This is a genomic window from Gluconobacter cerevisiae (assembly GCF_015244675.1).
GTDB lineage: Bacteria > Pseudomonadota > Alphaproteobacteria > Acetobacterales > Acetobacteraceae > Gluconobacter > Gluconobacter cerevisiae.
In genome coordinates, this window is the sequence record NZ_JABCQO010000001.1 from 494,547 (window position 1) to 511,145 (window position 16,599).

Annotated in this window: 18 protein-coding genes; 7 read left to right on the forward strand and 11 right to left on the reverse strand. The window is 61.1% G+C overall.

Going from position 1 to position 16,599, the window contains the following annotated elements; genetic code table 11:
- Positions 1 to 52: 52 nt before the first annotated feature.
- The 3 genes from HKD21_RS02250 (at position 53) to HKD21_RS02260 (ending at position 1,660) form a co-directional block, all read left to right on the forward strand.
- On the forward strand, positions 53 to 856 hold the full coding sequence (locus HKD21_RS02250) for a PadR family transcriptional regulator (protein ID WP_228120735.1): 804 nt from the start codon (positions 53 to 55) through the stop codon (positions 854 to 856).
- A gap of 51 nt (positions 857 to 907) precedes the next feature.
- Entirely contained in the window at positions 908 to 1,285 is a 378-nt protein-coding gene (locus tag HKD21_RS02255) for a hypothetical protein (RefSeq protein ID WP_194253952.1), read from the forward strand.
- An 81-nt stretch (positions 1,286 to 1,366) separates the two neighbouring features.
- Positions 1,367 to 1,660, forward strand: a complete 294-nt coding sequence (locus HKD21_RS02260) for a putative quinol monooxygenase (protein WP_194253953.1) — start codon at positions 1,367 to 1,369, stop codon at positions 1,658 to 1,660.
- A gap of 3 nt (positions 1,661 to 1,663) precedes the next feature.
- On the opposite strand, the gene HKD21_RS02265 is transcribed toward HKD21_RS02260, so the two are convergent.
- Together HKD21_RS02265 and HKD21_RS02270 are read right to left on the reverse strand one after the other, a co-directional pair.
- Positions 1,664 to 2,176: a hypothetical protein gene (locus HKD21_RS02265; RefSeq protein ID WP_194253954.1), complete on the reverse strand. Its 513-nt coding sequence runs from the start codon at positions 2,174 to 2,176 to the stop codon at positions 1,664 to 1,666.
- A gap of 78 nt (positions 2,177 to 2,254) precedes the next feature.
- Positions 2,255 to 2,833, reverse strand: a complete 579-nt coding sequence (locus tag HKD21_RS02270) for an NUDIX domain-containing protein (RefSeq protein WP_194253955.1) — start codon at positions 2,831 to 2,833, stop codon at positions 2,255 to 2,257.
- Between the two features lie 50 nt (positions 2,834 to 2,883).
- Between HKD21_RS02270 and dinB the strand changes: the two genes are divergently transcribed.
- From dinB to HKD21_RS02285, 3 genes are all read left to right on the forward strand, one after another.
- Positions 2,884 to 3,975, forward strand: a complete 1,092-nt coding sequence (gene dinB, locus HKD21_RS02275) for a DNA polymerase IV (RefSeq protein ID WP_228120738.1) — start codon at positions 2,884 to 2,886, stop codon at positions 3,973 to 3,975.
- A gap of 116 nt (positions 3,976 to 4,091) precedes the next feature.
- The gene (locus HKD21_RS02280; protein ID WP_194253956.1) at positions 4,092 to 5,285 is read left to right on the forward strand and encodes an MFS transporter; all 1,194 of its coding nucleotides are present in this window, start codon (positions 4,092 to 4,094) and stop codon (positions 5,283 to 5,285) included.
- 32 nt (positions 5,286 to 5,317) lie between these two features.
- The gene (locus HKD21_RS02285) at positions 5,318 to 5,872 is read left to right on the forward strand and encodes an LOG family protein (RefSeq protein WP_194253957.1); all 555 of its coding nucleotides are present in this window, start codon (positions 5,318 to 5,320) and stop codon (positions 5,870 to 5,872) included.
- Between the two features lie 25 nt (positions 5,873 to 5,897).
- On the opposite strand, the gene HKD21_RS02290 is transcribed toward HKD21_RS02285, so the two are convergent.
- Positions 5,898 to 6,374 (reverse strand): GAF domain-containing protein, encoded by a 477-nt coding sequence (locus HKD21_RS02290; RefSeq protein ID WP_194253958.1) that lies wholly within the window; start codon positions 6,372 to 6,374, stop codon positions 5,898 to 5,900.
- 221 nt (positions 6,375 to 6,595) lie between these two features.
- On the opposite strand from HKD21_RS02290, the gene HKD21_RS02295 reads away from it, so the two are divergent.
- Entirely contained in the window at positions 6,596 to 8,071 is a 1,476-nt protein-coding gene (locus HKD21_RS02295; RefSeq protein ID WP_194253959.1) for a mannitol dehydrogenase family protein, read from the forward strand.
- Positions 8,072 to 8,156: 85 nt separating this feature from the next.
- Here the strand turns inward: HKD21_RS02295 and murA are convergent, their stop codons facing one another.
- The 8 genes from murA to HKD21_RS02335 all read right to left on the reverse strand — a co-directional run bounded on the left by murA (position 8,157) and on the right by HKD21_RS02335 (position 16,476).
- On the reverse strand, positions 8,157 to 9,413 hold the full coding sequence (gene murA / locus HKD21_RS02300) for a UDP-N-acetylglucosamine 1-carboxyvinyltransferase (protein WP_194253960.1): 1,257 nt from the start codon (positions 9,411 to 9,413) through the stop codon (positions 8,157 to 8,159).
- A 40-nt stretch (positions 9,414 to 9,453) separates the two neighbouring features.
- Entirely contained in the window at positions 9,454 to 10,005 is a 552-nt protein-coding gene (gene dcd / locus HKD21_RS02305) for a dCTP deaminase (RefSeq protein WP_194253961.1), read from the reverse strand.
- 108 nt (positions 10,006 to 10,113) lie between these two features.
- On the reverse strand, positions 10,114 to 11,028 hold the full coding sequence (locus HKD21_RS02310; RefSeq protein WP_194253962.1) for a DMT family transporter: 915 nt from the start codon (positions 11,026 to 11,028) through the stop codon (positions 10,114 to 10,116).
- Entirely contained in the window at positions 11,025 to 11,213 is a 189-nt protein-coding gene (locus HKD21_RS02315; protein ID WP_194253963.1) for a hypothetical protein, read from the reverse strand. The genes HKD21_RS02310 and HKD21_RS02315 overlap by 4 nt, the downstream gene beginning before the upstream one ends.
- Positions 11,203 to 12,387 carry a glycosyltransferase family 4 protein gene (locus tag HKD21_RS02320; protein WP_194253964.1) on the reverse strand — a complete coding sequence of 395 codons (1,185 nt, stop codon included), beginning with the start codon at positions 12,385 to 12,387 and terminating at the stop codon, positions 11,203 to 11,205. The genes HKD21_RS02315 and HKD21_RS02320 overlap by 11 nt, the downstream gene beginning before the upstream one ends.
- Before the next feature lie 192 nt (positions 12,388 to 12,579).
- Positions 12,580 to 14,799: a pyrroloquinoline quinone-dependent dehydrogenase gene (locus tag HKD21_RS02325; RefSeq protein ID WP_194253965.1), complete on the reverse strand. Its 2,220-nt coding sequence runs from the start codon at positions 14,797 to 14,799 to the stop codon at positions 12,580 to 12,582.
- Positions 14,799 to 15,182: a glycerol dehydrogenase gene (locus tag HKD21_RS02330; protein ID WP_194253966.1), complete on the reverse strand. Its 384-nt coding sequence runs from the start codon at positions 15,180 to 15,182 to the stop codon at positions 14,799 to 14,801. Before HKD21_RS02330 ends, HKD21_RS02325 begins: the two co-directional genes overlap by 1 nt.
- 151 nt (positions 15,183 to 15,333) lie before the next feature.
- Positions 15,334 to 16,476 (reverse strand): hypothetical protein, encoded by a 1,143-nt coding sequence (locus HKD21_RS02335; RefSeq protein ID WP_194253967.1) that lies wholly within the window; start codon positions 16,474 to 16,476, stop codon positions 15,334 to 15,336.
- Positions 16,477 to 16,599 lie beyond the last annotated feature (123 nt).

Consider the following 16,599-nt stretch of genomic DNA (forward strand, 5'->3'; position numbering starts at 1 on the left):
AAGATATATCGTAAGATACTATATCGTTCGATATATCGAATAGGATAACATCATGTTTAGACGTAAAATGGATTTTTTCAGCACGGCCCGTCATGGCCATCATCATCGTGGCGGCTTCTTCGGCAGAGGCCGTCCCGTCTCGGAAGGCGACGACCAGAAAGAGGGTGGCAATAGTGAAGGCCGGAGCGAGCGGCCTAATGAGAAACGGGGCGGTCGTCACTGGGGCATGGATGGCTTTGGACACCGGCATGGCGGACGTGGTGGCGGCATGGGCGGTGGACGCTTTGGCGGGCGCTTCGGAAGAGGCTTTGGCGGCGATCTCGGCGGCGAAGACTTTACACGCGGTCGCAAGCTGACAGCTGATGAGCTTCAGCTCGTTATCCTCGCTTTGCTCGCGCAAGCCCCAGCCCACGGCTATGAGCTGATCCGGCGCCTCGAAGAGCGGTCGGGCGGATTCTACAAGCCCAGCCCCGGCGTAATCTACCCTTCCCTCACCTATCTTGAGGAAACCGGCCTTGCCGCCGTCACACAGGAAGGCAACCGCAAGCTCTACAGTCTGACGGACGAGGGAAAAGCCAGCCACGAAACCCGCAGTGAGGAAGCAGCCCGCATCCTCGACGTCCTGAGCCGTATCGGCGCCCGCATGGCGGATGTCCGCGAGGCGTTCACCGGCGTCAACGACCTCGACCCCACGTTGGGGCAGGCCTTTCACGATGCGCGTTTTGCCCTGAAATCCGCTCTGAAATCCCGCCGCGGCGCGGGTGCGGACGAACTGCGGCGGATCGTGGCGATCCTCAACCGCGCGGCAGTGGAGATCGCAAAACCTGCTTCCGATCAAAAGACATCGGACGAATAAGGCAGGGCGCGCCTCTCCCAACGCCTGCACCGATGACGTAAAGGATGGTCCATGATCGTTCAGGACCATCCCAATTTCTGCAACATGCCCGAGGACATGCGTTATTACCGGCCGGAGCATTTCGGGGCGGGATTCATCGAAAAATCGATGGTCTTCCTGCTGCCGGAACGGCTGAGGAAGTTCCGGCGCAACCTGTGGCATGTGCGGCGCAATCCCGGCGACGATGCGGTCTATATGCCGCTGTTCCGCGTCAATTGCGTCCTGCCGTCGGAACCTGCTCCCGTTGGGCTTCAGGGGCCGTTCGACGTGTACCCCTTCTATACCCGCACCACGAAAACCCGCAGCCGCGAGCTGGATTATTACGTCCTGTTCGTCTTCCGGGACCGCATGTCGTGGATGCGCTGCAAGACGCTGCTCGAAAAGCCCTGACTCTCACGCAGCTTTGCCTTTGCGGACGGGCTCCAGCGGGTCAATGATGCAACATCATCAACCACCACAAGGCTCTCCGCCATGCCCAAGACCCTTTACGCCACGCTCAAGGCCCTTCCCGGACAGCGCGAAACCCTGCGCGGCCTGCTGACGGCGCTGGCAAAAGATGTCCGCGCCGAACCCGGCTGCGAGCGTTTCAAGGTCTATACGCTCGCCTCCGACCCCGACCTGTTCCATGTGGAAGAAACCTATCGGGACGACGCAGCCTTCGCCGCCCATATGGCCACCGAACACGGCAAGGTGTTCAACCAGAAGATCACGCCACTGGTCGAAGGCGGCGGATCGGAAGTTGTTTTTCTGGATGCGGTGATCTGATCGCTATTTCAGATACAAATAGAACGGGATGATCCCGAAGATCGCCCAGGCCACGATGAAAATGAACGGGGCCTGATGGGCGAACAGGGCGCCACGCTGGGCGCGGCGCATCATGTCACGGGTTTCGTCTTCGTTCGGTGCCAGAGTGAAATCGGTTAGATCCGGACTTCGGGTGTGCAGATGGCGCTGCTTGCCCTCCCATTTGCCGATTGCAGCATAAGCCGCACGGATGCCCGGCAGCGCCATCAGCGCCAGTACAAACCCCAGTAGCGAAAACAGGGGCGGCAGCAGAAGCACCATGCTGTCGCCCCACCGTTTCGTGGAGCCGGTCATGGCCGTTGCATAGGCAATGACCAAAAACGCCTGTGATCCCAGAAGAGCCTGAAGACGACCATTCACGATTTCGGTCTCGAACCGGATCTCCGAGCGGTAGAAAGCAAGAAGCTCGTTATCGGTCGGATGACCCTGTGCGACGATCTGAGTGGTATCTGGAGACGGCGATGCGGTGTCGTCCATCGGGACCTTCGTGATATGCTCGGTCTTCGATAGCGCCCCAGATATGTCTCAGGTTCCGCAATTTTCGGGAAAGTCCTGTCAGATCAGGCCTTTCGCACGGATCAGAGCGAAAGCGGCGAGCGAGACCATGCATTTCATTTCGCCTTCGCGGATCATGGTCTCGAACGCCTCCAGCGTCATGTCGTGACAGGTGATGTCCTCTTCCGTGGCTTCCAGATCCGTCTCGCCACGGGTCAGGTTGCGGGCAAGGAAGACATGCCCCTTCTGGTTCGAATACCCGGCGCCCTGATACATCGTGCCGACATGGATCATCTCGCCGGCACATAACCCGGTTTCCTCGCGCAGTTCGCCCAGCGCCAGCTCGACGGGATCGACGTTCTCTTTCGTCTCCCACATGCCCATCGGCAGTTCCCACAGCCGCTCGCCTACCGGATAGCGAAACTGCTGGATCAGCGTGACCTTCCCGTCGGCATGCAGCGGCAGGATCACAACGAACTCACCCCGCTCCACAATCCCGTACAGGCCCTGCTTTCCGTTGGGATGGACGATGATGTCCTCACGCAGGGCGGTCCAGGGATTGCTGTAGGCCAGTCGGGTCGAAAGCGTCTGGAAACCGGCGTCCCTGCGTGCGTCTTCAAGGGTCTTATCGGTGCTCATGGACGGCTCCTGATCTTGTTTCGTTCTTTCGAATCGGCGACACTCGCGTCATGGAGCAACGCCGGATCGTGCATATCGACATGGACGCATTTTACGCGTCTGTCGAACAGCGGGACGACCCGTCCCTGCGCGGCCGTCCGCTCGCGGTCGGGCGGGGCGAAGCGCGGGGCGTGGTCGCAGCCGCAAGCTATGAAGCCCGGCGCTTCGGCGTCCGCTCGGCCATGCCGTCGGTTACGGCCAAACGCCTGTGCCCGGAACTGGTGTTCGTCCCCGGACGCTTTGACGTCTATCGGTCAGTGTCCGCCCAGATCCATGACATTTTCTCCCGCTACACGCCCCTGATCCAGCCGCTGTCGCTGGATGAGGCCTATCTGGACCTGACGGACCATTTGGGCGCTTACGGCTCGGCCACACTAGTCGCGGACCGCATCCGCGCGGACATCCACGCCGAAACCGGCCTGACCGCCTCGGCTGGCGTGTCCTACAACCGGTTTCTGGCCAAGCTGGCCTCGGATTACCGCAAACCCGACGGGCTGTTCGTGATTACGCCCGCCATGGGCCCGGATTTCGTTTCCGCGCTGCCCGTGGATGCGTTTCACGGCATCGGTCCGGCCACAGCCCGGAAAATGCGCGCGCTCGGGATCGAGACAGGCGCGGATCTGCGGACACACAACATCGAAACCCTGACCCGGCATTTCGGCAAGGCGGCGGCATTCTATTATGGAATCTCACGCGGCATTGATCATCGTCCCGTCGTTGTGAACCGGGAGCGCAAATCCCTCGGAACCGAACAGACCTATCTTCAGGACCTGACTTCCGAACCCGACGCACACACGGCCCTGACGCAGATTGCCGCCAAGCTGTGGGGCAGTCTGCAACGCCGTCAGCTTCAGGCCCGCACCGTAACCCTGAAGGTCAAATACGCCGATTTCCGCCAGATTACCCGCGCCCGCACCTTACCTGCGCCGGTTCCGTCCGAAGACGTCCTGCTACAAACGGGGCAGACTCTCATGATGCCGCTGTTTCCTTTTGTGACGGGCGTCCGTCTGCTGGGGCTCACGCTTTCGGGGTTTCATGCGCCCGCTCCCACGTCCTCCGACCAGATGGAACTGCTGTTCCGCGACGCGCCTGACCCGTCATAAGCGCCCTCCACGCGAAATTTATGAGGCAAAGACAGGGCCGCCCTCGTGACGGCACCCGTCATCTGGCCTATGCCATGAGAGATCTTTTCACAGATAAGCCTCAGGAGAGCAGAGCCATGACCGCGCAGGAAACGTCGGCGGCCTCACCGACGAAACGCGTTCTTGCCGTCGTTCTGTTCAATCTGCTGGTCTATATCGTGATCGGCCTGCCCAATGCCGTTCTGGCGATTTTCGTCCATGAGAGCCTGGGTTACAGCACCACCGTCGCAGGCATCACGTTCTCGCTCCAGTATTTCGCGACCTTCGCCGCGCGCCCTTCCGCCGGACGACTGGTGGACCGGATCGGCCCCAAACCAGTCGTCATTGGCGGACTTGTCACCTGCGTTCTGTCGGGCCTGCTGATCGCAGGGTCCGGGCTGCTGGCGGCCACGCCGCTGCTGTCTCTGGGTGTGCTGCTCTCCAGTCGTCTGCTGCTGGGCTGGGCGGAAAGCTGGGCCGCAACCGGGGTGATCGTCTGGAACATCCGCCGCGCCGGGGCGGAAAACACCGCCATCGCCATTTCATGGAACGGCATCTGCTCCTATGGCGGAATCGCGCTGGGTGCGCCGATCGGGGCAAAGCTGTCGCTGCTGGCCGCGCCTTATGGCGGGCTAGTCTCAGTCGGTATCCTCTCGGCGGCGCTGCCGCTGTTCGGCCTTGCGATCATCGGATTCTATCCCGCCGTCGAACCCCTCCCCGCAACCAGCAAGCCCATCTCTTTTTCGCGCGCTCTCAGACTCGTCCTGCCGCATGGCTCGGCACTGGCAGCAGGGTCCATCGGATTTGGCGCGATCTCGTCGTTTCTGGCCCTTTATTACTCCGTCCTGCACTGGGAAGGCGCCGCCACCGCGCTGGCGGTTTTCGGGTTCATTTTCGTCGTCATCCGGTTTTTCTTCGCCTCACAGATCGCAATCCGTGGCGGCGTGTTCGTGGCGATCGTCTCACTGCTGGTAGAGGCGCTGGGACTTGCCACGCTCGGTCTGTTCCAGACGCCGTTCGCAGCCCTCGTGGGGGCCGCGCTGACCGGGGCGGGATTCTCACTGCTCTTTCCGGCTCTCGGTGTTCTGGCCGTCAACAGCGCGGGGCCCGAGAACCGTGGGGCGGCTCTGGGCGCCTATTCCGTCTTCATTGACCTTGCCATCGCGTTCTCGGGGTTGTTTCTTGGACAGGTCATCGAGTTCGCAGGCTACAGAACGATGTTTGCCACCACCGCCCTGTGTTGTCTGGGGGGCGTGCTGATCAGCCGTTCTCTGGGCCGCCGGATTTCCTGACAGATCCTTGCTTCAACTGACACGGACCCGACATGATCATTCGTTCCTGCGCCGTTTTCTGTGGTTCCCGCTTTGGCAACTCCCCTGCTTACGCTGAAGGGGCAACGGAGATCGGAACGGCTCTGGCGCAACACGGAATCACACTGGTCTATGGCGGCGGGCATGTCGGGCTGATGGGCACGGTGGCGGATGCAGCACTCAAGGCGGGCGGCAAGGTGATCGGCGTCATCCCCGAATTCCTTCATACCCGCGAGGTGATGCACAAGGGCGTCACGCAGCTTGAAATTACGCCGGACATGCACACCCGCAAGGCGCGCATGTTCGAACTCTCCGACGCCTACGCCATCATTCCCGGCGGCCTCGGCACATTCGACGAACTCATGGAAATCATGACCTGGAAGCAGCTCGGCCTGCATCAGGGGCCGATCTATATCGTCAATATCGACGGCTGGGCCACGTCTCTGGTGCAGACGCTAAACGATGCCGTCGATCAGGGTTTTGCAGAACCGTCAGCCCGCCGCCTGTTCACAGTCGTGCAGGACGTGCCGGAACTGATGGAGCATCTGTCCGTCAGCGTCCCGGCCTGAGTTCAGGAGCGGGGCGCGTCCCCGCTCACCCTTCCAGCGTTGCGACCAATAGAGCGACAATCTCTTCCAGACGCACCCGGTCCGCGTCCGAAAACCGGTTCTTCACCGGGCTGTCGATGTCCAGCACGCCCACAAGCACGCCCCCCGCCACGATAGGCAGCACGATTTCCGACTCCGATGCCGCATCACAGGCGATATGGCCCGGAAACGCATGGACGTCCGGGACCACGAGCGTCTCGCGGTTCTGCGCAACCGTCCCGCACACGCCCCGGCCCAGCGGAATCCGCGTGCAGGCCAGCCGCCCCTGAAACGGCCCCAGCACAAGCTGCTTTTCAGCCTCTTTCCAGAGATAGAATCCGGACCAGTTGATCTGCGGCAGGGCCTCGAACAGCAGGGCCGCGATATTGGCCATGTTGGCGATCATGTCCGTCTCGGTCGACACGACGGACCGCACCATCGGAACAAGCTCGTCAACGCTCAGGCGATGGATGGGAGCACTCATAAAAAGACAGTCCTGCAAAAACAGAAGATTAGGGCCACCGATCATAGGTCAGATCGGAAAAAACGCGAAAGGACGCCGTTTTTAATAGAAAAGCGTTCGTTTCCCGTAATGCTCCCGGGTCTGCGAGAATTATTAGAAATTATTCACAAAATAAAAAACAGTTTCCTCAAATGAAGAGACTTCTAAAAGAGGCCGGTCCTTTCGTCTGAAAGATCCTTTTCATGATCCTGACATCCCAGACCCTTCCGACTCTGCCGGACTCCATCCTGACCTCCCCCTATGATCGGACGACGGTGACACCCGGCATTGTCCATCTCAGTGTCGGCAACTTTCACCGTGCCCATCAGGCCGTCTATACGGACCGCGCGCTGGCCCTTCCGGGGGAGTCCGGCTGGGGTATCGTGGGTATGGGCCTGATGGATTTTCCCGGAGAAGTGGCAAAGGCCGAGGCCCTGCACGCACAGGACGGCCTCTACACCCTGCGCGCCTGCCCGCCGAACCGTCCCGACACGGTCCGGGTCGTCAAGTCGCTGGTCGAATACATTCATGCCCCCGCCGACCGCGAAGCCGCTCTGAAGCGCCTGACGGACCCCGCCATCCGTATCGTCAGCCTGACCATTACCGAAGGCGGCTACTATATGGATGAAGCGGGCCGGTTCATGACCGAGCACCCCGCCATCGCTGAAGACCTGCACCGCCTGGTCCCGCAGACGGCATTCGGTATGATGACCGAAGCCCTGCGCCAGCGCCGTGATGCCGGGATCGCGCCCTTCACCATCCTGTCCTGCGATAACGTGCCTGCGAATGGCGATGTCGCCCGCAATGCCGTGCTGTCCTTTGCCCGTCTGCGTGATGCGGAACTGGCGGCGTGGATCGAAGCCGAAGTGGCTTTCCCCTCCTGCATGGTTGATCGCATCACCCCGGCCGTTCATCCCGCCGACGTGGCGCGCCTCAATGCCCAGAGCGGCATCGAAGACCGCGTTCCGGTGTTCTGCGAAGACTTCATCCAGTGGGTCGTGGAAGACAATTTCCCCGCCGGACGCCCGGCCTGGGAGCAGGTCGGCGTTCTGTTTACGGACGATGTCGAGCCTTACGAACAGGTCAAGCTGCGGATGCTGAACGCGTCCCATTCCATGCTGGCCCTGCCCGGCGTGCTGATGGGATACCGGCTCGTCGATGAAGCCATGGGCGACGAGCATCTGGCTGCCCTGCTGGAGCAATTCCTGCGCCACGACGTCTCACCGCAACTGACGGCCCCTCCGGGGATCAGCCTGTCGGACTATGCCGCCCAGCTTCTGGAGCGGTTCCGCAACCATGCCGTCAGCGACCAGCTTCTGCGCATCACGTCCGACAGCACATCCAAGCTGCCGGTCTTTTTGCGCGCCACGGCGGAAGACGTTCTGAAAAACGCTCAGGACCCGCGCCGGATCGCCTTCGCCCTCGCCTGTTACTGTGCCTATCTGGTGGGCCGCGATGACGTACAGGCCAACTTCGCCGTCACCGAACCCCGCCTGAGCGCCGACGACCGTGCGCTGGCGCTGGACCCGAACCCGGCCAAGGCGCTGGAAATGAGCGTGTTCGCCGGATGGGGCCTTGAAGACTCCGCCGAGTTCCTCACGCGCTTCATCCAGACCCGCGAAGACCTGAAAACGCGCGGCACAACAGCCGTCCTGAAGGATCTGGTCACAAACTCATAAAAGTTTTTGGGTTCCGCCTTTTTTCAAAAAGGCGGAGTTCTTTGAAGCTTTTTGAAAAAAGCTTCACCAAAAACTTTTATCCCTGTCAGTCCGAGACGCGAGCAATATCGGCACCGCAGGCGGCGAGCTTGCGGTCCACGCCTTCATAGCCGCGGTCCAGATGATAGATGCGGCTGAGCTGCGTCTCGCCTTCCGCCGCCAGACCCGCGAGGATCAGCGAGAAGGATGCCCGCAGATCGGTCGCCATGACCGGCGCACCCGACAGCTTCGACACGCCACGGATGATGGCGGAGCGTCCATGCACATTCACACGCGCGCCCATCCGGTTGAGTTCGGGAACATGCATGAAGCGGTTCTCGAAAATCGTCTCGGTAATCATGGACGCCCCTTCCGCCACGGACAGCATCGCCATGAACTGCGCCTGCATGTCCGTCGGAAAACCGGGATACGGCTCGGTCATGATGTCCACGCCCTGAAGTGTGCCGCTGCGACGGACCCGCAGACCGCGCGCTTCTTCCACAACTTCGACGCCTGTTTCCTCAAGTGTGCGGATCACGGCCCCCAGATCATCGGCCCGTCCACCCACGAGCAGCAGATCGCCGCCCGTAATGCCAGCCGCGCAGGCATAGGTGCCGCACTCGATCCGGTCCGGCATGACGGCGTAATGCGCGCCGTGCAGCTTTTCCACACCGTCAATAACCAGCGTGCCCGAGCCTTCGCCCGTGATCTGCGCGCCCATGGCGTTGAGGCAATGCACCAGATCGCTGATTTCCGGCTCACGCGCGGCGTTGACGATATGAGTGCGCCCCTTGGCCAGCGTTGCGGCCATCAGCAGGTTCTCGGTCGCGCCCACGCTGGCGAACGGCAGGATGATCCTGTCACCCTTCAGCCCGTCCGGAGCGGTCGCATTGATATAGCCGTTCTCGAGCCGGATCACGGCCCCCAACGTCTCAAGCCCCTTGAGATGCATGTCCACAGGACGCGTACCAATGGCGCAGCCACCGGGCAGCGAGACCTTCGCCTCACGCGCCCGCGCCAAAAGCGGCCCCAGCACCAGAATGGAAGCCCGCATCTTGGAGACGATGTCATACGGCGCCTCGACGGAGCCGATCTCGCCGCCGATGGACAGCGTGCGCGGCCCGACGTCTTCAACCGCAATGCCCAGCCCCAGCAGCAGGTCGCGCATCGTCTGGATATCCGCGATGCCCGGCACATTGGACAGCACCAGCCGCTCGGACGTCAGAAGCCCCGCGACCATGAGCTTGAGGCCGGAGTTTTTGGCCCCGCCGATCTCGATTTCGCCTGTCAGGCGGCGGCCACCGCGAATGATGAAACGGTCCATGGTGCGATCCTTGAGAAACGGGCCTTGAGAAGCGGGGGGATTAGAGGCGGGGCGTGGTGACGCCGGACTGGCGCATGTATTTTCCGGCGCGATCGGCATAGCTGACCTCACAGGGGCTGGCGCCCTGAAAGAACAGGAACTGGCAGATGCCCTCATTCGCGTAAATTCGCGCAGGCAGCGGCGTGGTATTGCTGATCTCGATCGTGACCTGCCCTTCCCATTCCGGCTCCAGCGGCGTGACGTTCACGATGATGCCGCAACGCGCATAGGTGGACTTGCCGAGACACACCACCAGCGTGTCACGCGGGATGCGGAAATACTCGACCGTATGCGCCAGCGCGAAGCTGTTGGGCGGGATGGTTATGTCGCCCGTGCGGGTGACGAAACTGTTGGACGCGAAGTTCTTCGGATCGACGATGGCGCTGTCCACATCCGTGAAGATCTTGAAGTCTTCCGCCACGCGCGCGTCATAGCCATAAGATGACAGGCCGAAAGAAATGACGCCTTCGCGCTTCTGGGCCTCCACGAATGGCTCGATCATGCCTTTTTCCCGCGCCATCTGGCGAATCCATGTGTCGGGCATGATGGGCATGAAGGCACTCCTGAGCGGGGGCGACAGGAATCGCCGCGCGTCTAACCCACCTGCTCTAGCGAGCGACGCCAGATCACGCAACGGGACATCATCACGCAATGTGTCAGATCAGTCATTTTTCGTGATCGCCTGCGAGGAACGACCCAGCAGGGCTTCCAGCCATTGCGGACGCAGTTCACTGGTCAGAACACCGCCCACGATCAGCACAGCACCCAGCAGCGTCGCCGGAGGCAGATGATCGCCAGCCAGCCAGCCGACAAGCCCGCCCCAGACGGGCTCTCCGGCATAGATCACGGCCGCTTTTGTCGGAGAGACGGATTTCTGCGCCCAGTTCATCACGACCTGCACCAGCGCGCTCAAACCGCCCAGAGTCAGCGCACAGGCGATCCAGACCCACGAGAAGGCCGGAAGCGCTTCTCCCGAAACCGGGACCATCAGCCCGGCAAACAGACTTCCGGCAACAAGCTGCATGACCGTTATGCGCAGACTGTCCACACCGCGTGCATAAAGGCTGATGAGGACGATCTCGATTGCAATAGCAATCGCCGCACACAGCGTCAGCAGATCGCCGCGACCGAAAGACAGCGACAGCGCCGCCGGCCCCGCCAGACAGACCAGCCCTGCGAACGCCAGTCCGATCCCAAGCCAGCTCATCAGGTGCGGCGCGCGGCGCAGGAAAGCCCACTGAAAGATCGGCACCAGCGGAACATACAGCGCCGTAATGAAAGCGGAGCGACTGCTGGTGATGTCGTGCAGCCCTGCGCTCTGCAACACGTATCCGATCGCCAGAGTAACGCCAATCAAGGTTCCGGCCCAGATTTCCCGCCGGTTGAAATCCAGCAGTTTCCGCCTGGCCATCAGCCCGACGAAAACTGCCGCCATCATGAAACGGACAAAAACGAAAAACCGCGGTCCGCAATGCTGCATGGCGGTATGCAGCACGAGAAATGTTCCACCCCACAGAACTGTCACGCCTGTCAGCGCCAGCTCCTCTGGGGACGGCATGGAAAAATTGCGTTTCACTGGCTCTCAGCGCTCGTTGGGGGGGATGAGACAACTTCATCCTGTGGACGGGCACGCTGCTGCTGTTTGCGGCGCATCAGATTGGCCCGGAGCGCTTTGGCTTCACGGCTTTCCCGCTCTTCCTTTGCGGCCGCAGCGCGGTCTCGGATGATCTGCTCCGTGGGTTTTCCGTCCTTACCGGTCATGGTTCTGTTCCTCGAATGTCGTCCGCAGATGGGTGCCCAGAAGTTCATCATAAACGCCCAGCGTCCGGGCCTGCATCAGGTCTGTCGTATAGTTGGCAACGGCATGGGCGCGGGCTTTTTCCGCCAGCCAGTTCAACGCATCCTCATCTGTTTCCAGTACGCTTTTCAACGCATCCGCCAGAGCATCCGCATCACCGGGTGGTACAACAAGACCCGTCTCGCCCGGCAGGATCGTTTCCATCATGGCTCCCTGCGCCGTACCGATCACCGGACGGCCCATCATCTGCGCCTCGACCAGCGTCCGCCCGAACGGTTCGGGCCGGAGCGAGGGTGCCACGACAACGGTCGCCAGATCACAGGCCGCAGGCATGTCCGTGCAGGTTCCGGCAAACCGGACCCGATCTTCAAGGCCGAGTTCCCGCACACGCTGTTGGAGTCTGCGCGAAAACTTCCGGTCGCCCTCGGGCCCCGCCAGAACACAGATCCACCCCGTATCCGCCCGATCCCGCAGGAGCGCCAGCGCCTCGATCAGAACGCCCTGCCCTTTCCAGTCCGTCAATCGTGCGGGCATGAGAATGACGTCTTCGCCATGCAGCACACCCCAGGATTCGGCAAGTTTCTGGACGCGCTCGCCGGAAATCACACCGGGCTCGAAGTCCTGCGGGTCTGCGCCACGCGGAATAACGCGCAAACGGCTTTCCGGCACACCGTATTCGCTACGCAGGCGGCCCGCAATGAACTCCGAAATGGCGATGACCCGCGCGCCCCGCGCCAGCACGGAATTATAGAGTTTCTTGCCCCACCATGTGGCCTCGTGAACGCCGTGCCATGTCGTTACGAGCGGGATGTTCTCCCGGCGACACGCGATCCATGCTGCCCAAGCCGGAATCCGCGAACGCGCGTGCACGAGGTCCACGCCTTCACGCCGGATGATCGCCTGAAGATCCCGTGCTCGACGCAGGACGGCGAAAGGCGATTTTATCTTCAGATCAAGGTCGATATGCCGCCCGCCCGCATGACGAAGCTGCACCAGAAGCCGCCCCGGACGCGAGGCCACGAGCGCGGTCCCGCCGCCTTGTGTGATGGCAGAGGCAATCTCGACAGCCCCGCGTTCCAGACCGCCGGTGCCCAGCGCCGGAAGAACCTGAAGAATGACGGGAGAGCGGTCGGTCATGATGGTTCTGCGGGGCCTGTTCCGGAAAGAGTATTTTCAGACGAAAACAGCCTGTAGCCGGGTCTGCATCCCCTTCCCACCCGAAAAATGGAAAAACGACTATCCTGAACGACGAAGGGGCGGCCCCCGTGCCATTTCCGGCACGAAAACCACCCCTCTTCGTCTGCCCGGAAGCGGAAGCCCCCGGTTTTATCAGCCCTTGTGATCGGGCAGGGCGTAAACCACGAGCTGGTCGCTGACCGGCGTCATCATGAAGTGATGTCCACCTGCCATGATGGCGACGTACTGGTGACCATTGGCCTCATAGGTCATCGGGTTAGCCTGACCGCCGCCCGGCAGGACTGCGCTCCAGACCACCTTGCCAGTGTGTTCGTCGATAGCGCGGATCTGGTTATCCGTAGCCGCAGCGATGAACACCAGACCGCCAGCCGTCACGACAGAGCCACCATTGTTCGGTGTACCGATTTCCCAGGGCAGACCAGTCGGCAGACCCCACGGGCCATTGGCACGAGCCGTTCCCAGCGGATGCTGCCACAGCACCTTCTGGCCATGCTTCATGTCGATGGCCGTAATCATGCCGTAGGGCGGACGGTTGCACATCATGCCCGTGTACTGGTTCCAGAACGGGGTCACGACAATACCGTAAGGCGTGCCGTCCATGGCGCCGTTACCTTCGGCTCCGCCACCACCCGGCTTGTAGTTCGGGTCGTCGATCGGCATCAGGCCAAGCTGATCGGCCTTCTTGCGGGTCACGAGCTGGTCGTACATCGGGGTGATGTTCCAGTTCGCAATCAGGATACCGCTCTGCGGATCATAGGACATGGAGCCCCAGTCACTGCCGCCGTTATAGCCCGGATATTCGATCCAGGGCTTATCGACGCTCGGCGGCGTGAACTCACCCGTATAGTTCGCACGACGGAACTTCACGCGGCAGAAGAGCTGATCGATGGGGGACATGCCCCACATATCGGTCTCTTTCAGGTCGGGCACGCGCAGGGCCGGCATCCCTGTGGACCAGGGCTGCGTCGGTGTACGTGGATCGCCCGGAATCACACCCGGCGACGGAGCAGGACGTTCCTCGACCGGCAGGATGGGCTTGCCGTCACGACGGTCGAGCACGAAGGTCTGGCCACGCTTGGTCGGCATGATGAGCGCCGGAACAGGCTGGCCATCCGGGCCAGGCATGTCCATCAGCGTCGCCTGCGAGCCGATGTCATAGTCCCAGACGTCCTTATGGGCCGTCTGGAAGACCCAGCGCGGTGCGCCTGTCTTCACATCGATAGCAACGACTGCGGAGGACACCTTGTTTTCTTCGGGGCTACGCAGCGCGCTGTAATAGTCCGAAGCCGAGTTGCCGGTCGGGACGTAAACGAGGCCAAGCGCGTTGTCGCCCGTCATGGCAGCCCAGGAGTTCGGCGTGCCGCGGCTGTAATGGTTGTTGCCGGTCGGCTGGCTGTGGTCGTTAGGATTATTCACATCCCAGGCCCACAGGAACTTGCCGCTCTCGGCGTCGTAACCACGGATCACGCCTGACGGCGCCCAGCGGCGCTGGCCGTCGAGAACTTCGTGGTTCACCACGACCACACCGTTAATGACAGGCGGCGGCGTCGTCATGGATACGAAGCCCGGAACGGATTCGCCCAGACCCTGCATCAGGTTCACCTGACCACCATGCCCGAAGCCCTCGCACAGATTGCCGGTCGCGGCATCAACCGCGATCAGGCGCATGTCGAGCGTGCCTTCGAGAATACGGTTGTGACAGGGCTGACCTTCCGGCACCTGGGACGACGTGAAATACGTCACGCCCTTACACGCAGCGGTGTAGGGGATGGATTCGTATTTCTCGTTGATGTTGTGACGCCAGATTTCCTTACCCGTTGCCGGGTCGAGCTTCATGATGTCGTTCTGCGCCGAACACATATAGAGGCCGTCACCCACCTTGATTGGCGTGGTTTCGGCTGCCCATTTGTTGACCTGTCCCGGACGCGGATAGCTGCCGGTATGGTAAACGAAAGCGACCTTGAGCTGATCGGCGTTCTGCGGCGTGATTTCGGACAGCGGCGAGTAGCGCGTCTGGCTGTCATCACGACCATAAGCAGACCAGTCACCCTGTGCAGGGGCAGCGCTCTGCTGCGGCACCATCTGCGGAACGTCGTTCGGGTCCATGGACCCGATATCCGGCAGGTTGGCGGCATTCACGCCCGGAGCCTGAGGCGCGTAAGGAGACGGGCCGGAAAAACGGCTTGTGCTGGCAGGAGTCGTTGCCGTCGGCTCGTCGGCATTGCCGGGGCCCGGAACGGAAGCCGTCGGCGAACCGCCACTTCCGGCAGGAGCGAACTGGGCATTGGCGGCCAGCGGAACGCAGGCCAGCGTCACGCAGGCTGCAGTAGCGAGAAGATAGGATCTGCGCATCAGACGGCTCCCCTCAGGGTGCGGCGGGTTTCCAGTCGGCGAAGAACCGGAATGGTGAGGAAAACAAGAATACCCAGCATCGTCGGACCCATGGCGCGCGGCATGAGATCAATTGGGCTGAAACCTACTTCCCACAGCGACCAGACCCATGTGTAGGCAAGCGCACCCAGATAAAGAAATGCGCCGATTGTGCGTCCCAGAACCATGAACACGCCGCTGGCAACCAGCAGAATGCCACACAAAACGTAATAGACGGAGCCGCCCAGCATCGCGAGTTCTGCACCCTCGATGACAAAGAACAGACCCACCAGAACGATAACAACCCCGAGCACGAACGTGAGCCACTCGGTCAGGGTCCTGTTGCCATAATAAGTATTTGGCATCGGTGAAAGCCTCCTGCACTGATACCCCGGACGGTAATTCCGGACTTTCAGGAAAGCTACGGCTCTTTTGCAATATTTCTATGTTTCACTCTAACAAAAGCGTGTGCGAATACAGTTTTATTTCGGTGAATTCAAATAACCGTGATCCTTATTACCCGGCAGGAATCGTGACAACAGCGCCACCCGTATGATTCGTTGCCGCAAGGGCCGCCAGAACCTGAACCATCGTAAAGGCCAGTTTGCTCTGGAAATCCCGGTCACTGATCCAGAACCACGCATTGTGATAGCTGACGGCAGCATAGGGGCCGTCAGGTTCTTCCTTACTTGAATGGATCACGACTTCTGGCCGATTCTCGATTCCAACCTGACCAATCGTCGGCGGCGTGCGACCGGCCTTGATGTCTCCTTCCGGAACCTCGACCTCATAGGCAAGCTGCGTCAACATCGCGAGCATTGAGCGTGTCAGGATCGCAATCTGACCCGGATGCTTGGGATAAGGCCCATAGACGATCTCGGCCTCTTCCGCCGTCGGGTCGAGATGCAGCAGACGGCGCACTTCCGCCTGAATCGCAAGCAGATTACTTTCCGAAGTGGAGGTCAGAACAAGATAGGACCGTTCAGGCCCCGGACCACCGCCATTACTGTCCGACTTGCCGCCATTCTTCTTGCTGTCTGTCGGCGTCACAGGATCGGTCGTGATCCGGATAGTCATGGCTCCAGCGACTTGAAGCTGACGCAGGTCGTGCAGCAGCAGATAAAACCGCACGGACCCGCCGCCGAACGGTCCTGCACCGAGGCCCCGCACATTGGACAGACCATCAATGGACTGCGCCGTCAGACGCAGCAGCGTGTCGATCGGCAGACCGCCAAGGCTGAGCGGCATGATGACGGTCGGCGAAATCGGGCGGACCACGTTCTCGGCATATTGCTGCCCCGTCACGGGCTGATAGGTGAAAGTCGGGCTTTCCCCCATCGACATCGTACCTGTTCCGAACAGGTAATTCCCGACCGCCGTTGCCGGGTAGGCATAAAAGCCGCCGCTGACGCTCTTGGAAACGCTGTACCCCGCAATGACCTGCGTCGTGTCGAGGAAGGTCGGCGGATCGGCGTAACGCAGTCGCACGATGTTGAGCAGCATCTCGTGCTTCTGGGTATCTCCCAGCGCACGGGAATATTCGAGCTGGTCATTACGCAGCTTCCCCGGTCCCATCGGACCACAGGCGGAAAGCCCGATTGCAGAAAAACAGGTCAGGGCAGCCAGCAGCGTGGCACGAAAGTAGGGATGATTCGGCATAGCTGTGTGAAGACTGTCCCATTGGCAGGCAAAGCGGAAGGCCCGACCTTACTAAAGGGCGGCGCGCATATCTGAAACCGCCATCTTTCTTTTGAATGCCCTTTTCACTGCGAGACAGGACAA